This is a genomic window from Halomonas sp. A11-A, assembly GCF_003182195.1.
Lineage (GTDB): Bacteria > Pseudomonadota > Gammaproteobacteria > Pseudomonadales > Halomonadaceae > Halomonas > Halomonas alkalicola.
In genome coordinates this window covers 1-7,171 of sequence record NZ_QGTM01000043.1, presented here as the reverse complement: position 1 = coordinate 7,171, position 7,171 = coordinate 1, and the positions used below count along the sequence as shown (strand labels likewise).

Below are 7,171 nucleotides of genomic sequence, written 5' to 3'. Positions count from 1 at the left end.
TCCGTAGGGGACTCTCACCCCCAAGTCACCCCGCCAACCACCACGGTTGACCGGATAGCGCCTGAGCGGCGCTTCGCGCCATGCCTGGCGCACCATAGAAAAAGCCGCTGAAATCAGCGGCTTTTTCGATATTCTGTGGCGGAGAGGGAGGGATTCGAACCCTCGAAGCCTTTCGACTTACACACTTTCCAGGCGTGCTCCTTCGACCACTCGGACACCTCTCCACATTGTTGTCCTGTCGAGAAGGGCGCTGCCTTTCCCTTGAGGACGGCGCGTATCCTATCGCCTCAAGTGCCGGATTGCAAGCCGTTTCTCACCCGGCGCGCCAGTACCGCATAGTCGCCGCGGGCCTCCAGGCACAAGGTCTCGCCGCACCAGAGCCGCTGGCGCAGCAGGATGCGCCCGCGCCCCTTCTCGGCGAGCTGCTCGGCGAGGCGCGCAGGCTCGCCCTCCTCCGGCGTGCACTCGAGGCGGTAGTCGCCGGTGACCGGCGCCAGGAAGCGCTGGCTCGCCTCGGCTACCACCACATCGCGGGCCAGCCCCCGGCGTCTAAGCCAGAGGGTCGTCCAGCACCAGCCCAGCAAGGTGGTCTGGGCGGTGAGGGCCCCGCCGAAGCCGGTGCCCTTGTCATTGAGGCTGGGCAAGAGGTCCAGCTCCCACACCAGGCGCTCGCCGTCGCGGTGCATCTCGCGGATGCCGAGATGCGCCACCATGGGTATCGCCTCGCCGAGCCAGGTCAGGAAGGCCGTGGGGTCATCCTCGCCGCCGGGGGACGGCAGCGGGAGGCGCGGGTGAGGCGTGCCAATCTCGCGCATCTACCCTCCCGCTCAGCACCAGCGCTCGACGAAGGCACCGATATCGTGTTCCGGCAGCGGCTTGTGGCGCCCGCCGAGACGGCCCAGATAGATGAAGGCGACCACCTCGTCCTCCTCCTCGAGGCCCAGCCCCTTGCGCACCGTGGGGTCGAAGGCGTACTTGCCGCTGCGCCACATGGCGCCGAGGCCCAGGGCGTGGGCCGCCAGCAGGATGCCATGGGCGGCGCAGCCAGCGGAGATCACCTGTTCGATCTTCGGCACCTTGGGCAGGTCCGGGGTCACCCTTGCGATCACCGCGATGACCATGGGGGCACGCAGGGGTTTCTTGCGGGCGGCATCGAGGGCGGCGTCCCCCACGTGGGGATCCTCGCGATACTCGGCCTCGGCGAACAGCTCGCCGAGACGGGAGAGCCCCTCCCCGGTGAACTCGATGAAGCGCCAGGGGCGCAGCTCCTTGTGGTCTGGGGCGCGCAGGGCCGCCCGGTAGATCGCCTCGAGCTGCTCAGGCGAAGGCGGCGGCCCCATCAGCTTGCCCATGGAGCTGCGTTCGTGCAGCAGCGTCATCGCATCCATATCGTGCTCCTGTTGGCGTGGGTTCAAGGCACTCTATCATCCAAGTTCCACCCGGGGCGCTACGGCGCTACGGCGCTACTGCCGCGCCAGGCGCAGGGGCTCGGGGGGGCGCTCGCCGGGGGTGGCACGCCAGGGGCTGATGTCGAGCCCGCCGCGGCGCACGTAGCGCGCCAGCACCAGCAGCCGCTCGGGCCGGGCATGCGCCAGGAGGTCCATAAAGATGTGCTCCACGCAGTGCTCGTGGAAATCCTGATGTTGTCGGTAGCCAATCAGGTAGCGCAAGAGCCCCTCGCGGTCGAGCTTAGGGCCGCGATAGCGGATCAGCACGCTGCCCCAGTCGGGCTGGCCGGTGACCGGGCAGTTGGACTTGAGCAGATGGGAGTGCAGCGTCTCCTCGACGATCTCATCGCCCACCGCCAGATGCTCGGCGCTGGGGGTGTAGGCCTCCACGGCGATATCCAGCTCATCCAGGCACTCGCCGGGCAGCCGGCGCGGCATGAGCGCCTCGTCATCCACCTCGAGCAGCGCCACCGCTACCGGTGCACCGGCCGCCGCAGCCAGGTCGCGCTCGAGGGTCTCGATGACCGCCTCGCGGCGCGCGAAGCGGGTCTGGTTGAAGCTGTTGAGGTAGAGCTTCCAGGACTTGGACTCGATCAGACTGGGGGAGTCCGCCGGCAGGCGGAAACGCGCCACGGCGACCACCGGCTTGCCACGGGCATTGAGCCAGCTCACCTCGAAGGCGTGCCACTCGTCCTCGCCGACGAAGGGCAGCGGACCCTCCGCGATCCCCAGCGGCGCCCGGTTGGCGGCGCGGGGAATGGGATAGAGCAGCGAGGGGTCGTAGCGCTCCGGATAGGCGGACTCGCGGCCCAGGGGGGCATTCGCCAGGGTATCGGGACGATGATGGCTCATGAGCGGATCCCCTTGCCACGCTCCAGCATCCACAGGGCGACACCGAACAGTACGGTGATGAAGGTGACGATGGCGGCCAGCGCCCAGCCCACCGGAATGTCGGAGACGCCCAGGAAGCCATAGCGGAAGACATTGACCATGTAGAGGATGGGGTTGAGCATCGACACCCCCTGCCAGAAGGCCGGCAGCAGCGAGATCGAGTAGAAGACCCCGCCCAGGTAGGTCAGCGGCGTGAGGATGAAGGTCGGCACGATGGAGATATCATCAAACTTCTTGCCCAGCAGGGCGTTGATGAAGCCGCCGATGGAGAAGAGCGCCGAGGTGAGCACCACCACGCCGATGGTCAGCAACGGATGGGCCACGCTGATGCGGGTGAAGAACAGCGACACGATGGTGACGATCAGCCCGACCCCCAGGCCGCGTGCCATGCCGCCCAGCACGAAGCCCAGCAGGATCACCCAGTTGGGCATCGGCGAGACCATCATCTCCTCGATGGAGCGCTGGAACTTGTTGGAGAAGAAGCTCGAGGCCACGTTGGAGTAGCTGTTGGTGATCACCGCCATCATGATCAGCCCCGGCACGATGAAGTCCATGTAGCTGAAGCCGTCCATCTCGCCGATGCGCGAGCCGATCAGGCTGCCGAAGATGATGAAGTACATGGTCATGGTGATGGAGGGCGGCAGCAGGGTCTGCGGCCAAATCCGCGTAAAGCGCTTGATCTCCTTGAGCACCAGGGTCCAGAGGGCGATGGCGATCTGGGTCGGATTCATGCCTGGACCTCCTTGCTGCCTTCCACCATGGAGACAAACATCTCCTCGAGGCGGTTGGCACGGTTGCGCATGGAGACCACCTCGATGCCCTGCTCGCTCAGGGAGCGGAAGGCGTCGTTGATGCGCTGGCCGCGATGCACCACCAGCGCCAGCTGGGCCGGCTCGCTGAGGCTGACCTCGAAGCCGGGCAGCTCGGGGGCGGCCTCCACCGGGGCGGCGAGGTCAAGCAGGAAGGTCTCGGTATCGAGCTCGGCGAGCAGCTCGCGCACGCTGGTGTTCCGGATGATCTCGCCATGGTTGATGATCGCCACGTTGCGGCAGAGGCTCTCGGCCTCCTCCAGGTAGTGGGTGGTGAGGATGATGGTGGTGCCCTCCTCACGGTTGATGCGGCGCATGTAGTCCCACATGCTGCGGCGCAGCTCGATATCGACGCCGGCGGTGGGCTCGTCGAGGATCAGCAGCCTAGGCCGGTGCATCAGGGCGCGGGCGATCATCAGGCGGCGCTTCATGCCGCCCGAGAGCATGCGCGCGCTGCCGTTGCGCTTGTCCCAGAGGCCGAGGTCGCGCAGCAGCTCTTCGGCGCGGGGCAGCGCCTCGCGCCGCGGCATGCCGTAGTAGCCGGCCTGGGCCAGCACGATATCGATGACCTTCTCGAACTGGTTGAAGTTGAACTCCTGGGGCACCACGCCCAGGTGGTACTTGGCGCGGGGAAAGTCGCGATCGATGTCGATGCCGAAGATGGAGACCTTGCCGGCACTCTTCTGCACCAGCGAGCAGACCACCCCCAGAGTGGTGGACTTGCCGGCGCCGTTGGGGCCCAGTAGCGCGAAGAAGTCGCCCTCGGCGACGTCGAGGTCGATGCCCTTGAGGGCCTCGAAGCCATTGCCGTAGACCTTGGTGAGGCCACGGATGGAGAGAGCCGGTTCGGCCATTGGCAATCCTTGATCGGTTCGAGGTTCGAAAGCGGTATGCCGCAAAGGCCTTAGGATATTGGGACGCCGCGGGGCAACTTCAAGCCAACGGCAGCCTGAGCCTACCGGACGGGAACGCAAAAGCGCCCGCACGGGGGCAAGCATCGAACTATCTGGGGGGAGTTGGCGAATTTAGTAGTGTCGACATGGAGCGGGAAACGAGATTCGAACTCGCGACCCCAACCTTGGCAAGGTTGTGCTCTACCACTGAGCTATTCCCGCTTGTCGAGTACCGCCAAGGCGAGCGAAGTGGCGTCCCATAGGGGGTTCGAACCCCTGTTCCCGCCGTGAAAGGGCGGTGTCCTAGACCACTAGACGAATGGGACGCATGGAGCGGGAAACGAGATTCGAACTCGCGACCCCAACCTTGGCAAGGTTGTGCTCTACCACTGAGCTATTCCCGCTTGATCGCACCGCTTGCTGCTACCGGAAGAGTGGCGTCCCATAGGGGGTTCGAACCCCTGTTCCCGCCGTGAAAGGGCGGTGTCCTGGACCACTAGACGAATGGGACGCATGGAGCGGGAAACGAGATTCGAACTCGCGACCCCAACCTTGGCAAGGTTGTGCTCTACCACTGAGCTATTCCCGCTTGATCGCACCGCTTGCTGCTACCGGAAGAGTGGCGTCCCATAGGGGGTTCGAACCCCTGTTCCCGCCGTGAAAGGGCGGTGTCCTGGACCACTAGACGAATGGGACGCATGGAGCGGGAAACGAGATTCGAACTCGCGACCCCAACCTTGGCAAGGTTGTGCTCTACCACTGAGCTATTCCCGCGCTTTCTTGCACTCCGGCACCTGATGAGTCGAGTGGCGTCCCATAGGGGGTTCGAACCCCTGTTCCCGCCGTGAAAGGGCGGTGTCCTAGACCACTAGACGAATGGGACGCAATGTCTCGGCTCGTCGAGGTGGCGCGTATGTTACTGAGCGCCCCCGCGAGTGTCAAGCACCTCCCTCCCCCGCCCTGCCACCTTGCGATGCCTTACACATCAGGAAGTTGACAGCCGCCGCGAGGGAAGCTACATTACGCGCCGCTGGCTACGTAGCTCAGCTGGTTAGAGCACATCACTCATAATGATGGGGTCCCCTGTTCAAATCAGGGCGTAGCCACCAGATATCGGGTAGGGGCCGGGGTCACCCCCGGCGCCCTCCCACACCACCGGGCATACGGTTCCGTACCACGGCGGTTCATGAAGAACGACTAAGCCATCTTACCGTATCGAGTACCGAGATCAGGCTCAGCCGGTTGAACCACTTCCTTGGCAGGGCCTGATTCATGTGCGAGGCCCCGGCGTTCCACCAGGCGCCTCGCCCATTCCCCGCTGATTTCCACGCTCGATAGTCGTCCAGCCCCAGTGCCAGAAGCTTGCGGCACCGGGTCCGCGGGCGCTTCCACTGCCGCCAGATCACGCAGCGCAGTCGGCGACGTATCCAACCCTCCAGCGTTTCCAGCGGACGCTTCACATCAACAAGGGAGAAGTAGTTGGCCCAGCCCCGCAGGACCGGTGTCAGCTCCTCGGTGACTCGTTGGATGTTGCGCCCCCTGCCGCGCTTGAGGATCTCGCGGACACGCTGCATCAGGCGCTGCAGGCTGGTCTTGGCCAGCGTCAGCTTCGGCCGCTTGTGCCGGGTCAGCGTGTAGCCCAGATACCCCCGGTGCCAGGGTCGATCCACCGCACTCTTGTCGCGATTGACCGTCAGCCTGAGTGAGCTCTCGAGAAAATCACTCAGACTGGCCATGACGCGCTCGCCCGCTCGCCGACTCTTGACGTACACCTGTAAGTCGTCGGCGTAGCGGCAGAAGCGGTGGCCGCGGCGTGCCAGTTCCTTGTCCACGTCATCCAGCAGGATATTGGCCAGCAGCGGGCTGAGTGGTCCGCCCTGGGGCGTGCCCTGCCGGCGTGGCGCGGCCAGGCCGTCCTGGAACATCCCGGCTTCCAGATAGCGTCGGATCAGGCGCAACACTCGCTTGTCGCGGACGCGGCGCGCGACCCGTGCCATCAGCAGGTCGTGATTCACCCGGTCGAAGAAGGCTTCCAGATCGAGGTCGACCACCCAGCGGTGGCCGGCGGTGACATGGGCCTTCATCGCCGAGACGGCCTGCTGGGCACTGCGCCCTGGCCGATAGCCGTAACTCGATGCGGAGAATCCCGGATCGAAGATCGGCGTCAGCACCTGAAGCAGCGCCTGCTGGATCAGCCGGTCGGTAACCGTGGGGATGCCGAGCTGTCGCGTTCCACCCTTGGGCTTGGGAATCTCGACGGCTCGGATCGGGCTGGGGTGGTACTCACCGGCCAGTAGCCGTTCGCACAGCGTTGGCCAGCACTCCTTCAGATGGTCGGCCAACTGGTGGACCGTCATGCCGTCGGCACCCGGCGCCCCCTTGTTGGCGATCACCCTTCGGTAAGCCCGCGCCATGTTGGCCTTCTCTACCACGGCCTCCATGAGCGGGGCGGGCTCCGCTTTCGTCCACGATGACGACGCCGGGACCGTCTCGACGCTCACCGGCCGGGACGCGGGGTTCCGCCCCTGCCCCTCTGGGTGGGTGGCGGTATCAGCGCCACTTTCTGTCTTCATGATCGATCCTCGAGACGTCATCGCCTACTCGCGGTTCTTCATGTTCGGCCCTTGGTGCCGGGGTGAATCGGCACTTACTATGGCCTCTGCTGACGTCTGATGGCCCATCCCGTCGCCTCTCGACGCCGGTAGCACCGTGGCAGACCACCAGACCTCCCAGGGTAAGACGCGCGACCTTCCCGCTTATGCCTGTCGGATCTACGTCATGGGGTTCTGTGCAAGTATCGGGCTTTGGTGATTCGTGCCACCTCACCCCACCATGACGCCTCGTATCCGCTTCCTGTTCGTCAGGCCAGCGTTTTGCCTCGGGCTTCCTTCAGATTCCCCCTCGCGGGGGACACCCTTGCCGTCGGCTAGCACTTCCCCTTGCCGGGCGTGCAGGGGACTTTCACCCCCAAGTCATTCCAAGGCACCACCCTTGGAAACAGCGCCAGTCAGGCGCTGCGCGCCATGCCTGGCGCAATCGGGTAGGGGCCGGGGTCACCCCCGGCGCCCTCCCACACCACCGTACGTACGGTTCCGTATACGGCGGTTCCTGTCATCCACTATTGGACTGA

Annotated in this window: 6 protein-coding genes and 10 tRNA genes; 1 reads left to right on the top strand and 15 read right to left on the bottom strand. The window is 65.2% G+C overall.

What is annotated here, in order from left to right:
* Positions 1–136: 136 nt before the first annotated feature.
* From DER72_RS15715 to DER72_RS15650, 14 genes are all read right to left on the bottom strand, one after another.
* Positions 137–224: transfer RNA gene (locus DER72_RS15715), tRNA-Ser, on the bottom strand.
* 63 nt (positions 225–287) lie between these two features.
* Positions 288–815 (bottom strand): YiiD C-terminal domain-containing protein, encoded by a 528-nt coding sequence (locus tag DER72_RS15710; RefSeq protein ID WP_110070870.1) that lies wholly within the window; start codon positions 813–815, stop codon positions 288–290.
* Between the two features lie 12 nt (positions 816–827).
* The gene (locus DER72_RS15705; protein WP_110070869.1) at positions 828–1,388 is read right to left on the bottom strand and encodes a nitroreductase; all 561 of its coding nucleotides are present in this window, start codon (positions 1,386–1,388) and stop codon (positions 828–830) included.
* Positions 1,389–1,463: 75 nt separating this feature from the next.
* Positions 1,464–2,300, bottom strand: a complete 837-nt coding sequence (gene queF / locus DER72_RS15700) for an NADPH-dependent 7-cyano-7-deazaguanine reductase QueF (RefSeq protein WP_110070868.1) — start codon at positions 2,298–2,300, stop codon at positions 1,464–1,466.
* Positions 2,297–3,070, bottom strand: coding sequence for an ABC transporter permease (locus tag DER72_RS15695; protein ID WP_110070867.1), 774 nt, complete (start codon positions 3,068–3,070; stop codon positions 2,297–2,299). Before DER72_RS15695 ends, queF begins: the two co-directional genes overlap by 4 nt.
* Positions 3,067–4,002 (bottom strand): ABC transporter ATP-binding protein, encoded by a 936-nt coding sequence (locus DER72_RS15690; RefSeq protein ID WP_110070866.1) that lies wholly within the window; start codon positions 4,000–4,002, stop codon positions 3,067–3,069. The genes DER72_RS15695 and DER72_RS15690 overlap by 4 nt, the downstream gene beginning before the upstream one ends.
* Before the next feature lie 186 nt (positions 4,003–4,188).
* Positions 4,189–4,263: transfer RNA gene (locus tag DER72_RS15685), tRNA-Gly, on the bottom strand.
* A 28-nt stretch (positions 4,264–4,291) separates the two neighbouring features.
* Positions 4,292–4,367: transfer RNA gene (locus tag DER72_RS15680), tRNA-Glu, on the bottom strand.
* Between the two features lie 3 nt (positions 4,368–4,370).
* Positions 4,371–4,445 (bottom strand) — tRNA-Gly (locus DER72_RS15675).
* Positions 4,446–4,476: 31 nt separating this feature from the next.
* Positions 4,477–4,552 (bottom strand) — tRNA-Glu (locus DER72_RS15670).
* 3 nt (positions 4,553–4,555) lie between these two features.
* Positions 4,556–4,630 (bottom strand) — tRNA-Gly (locus DER72_RS15665).
* A gap of 31 nt (positions 4,631–4,661) precedes the next feature.
* Positions 4,662–4,737, bottom strand: a tRNA-Glu gene (locus DER72_RS15660).
* Between the two features lie 3 nt (positions 4,738–4,740).
* Positions 4,741–4,815: transfer RNA gene (locus DER72_RS15655), tRNA-Gly, on the bottom strand.
* Between the two features lie 33 nt (positions 4,816–4,848).
* Positions 4,849–4,924 (bottom strand) — tRNA-Glu (locus DER72_RS15650).
* A 149-nt stretch (positions 4,925–5,073) separates the two neighbouring features.
* Here DER72_RS15650 and DER72_RS15645 point away from each other — a divergent pair.
* Positions 5,074–5,150 (top strand) — tRNA-Met (locus tag DER72_RS15645).
* Positions 5,151–5,225: 75 nt separating this feature from the next.
* Here DER72_RS15645 and ltrA read toward each other — a convergent pair.
* Positions 5,226–6,482 carry a group II intron reverse transcriptase/maturase gene (ltrA, locus tag DER72_RS15640; RefSeq protein WP_258306333.1) on the bottom strand — a complete coding sequence of 419 codons (1,257 nt, stop codon included), beginning with the start codon at positions 6,480–6,482 and terminating at the stop codon, positions 5,226–5,228.
* Positions 6,483–7,171: the final 689 nt, after the last annotated feature.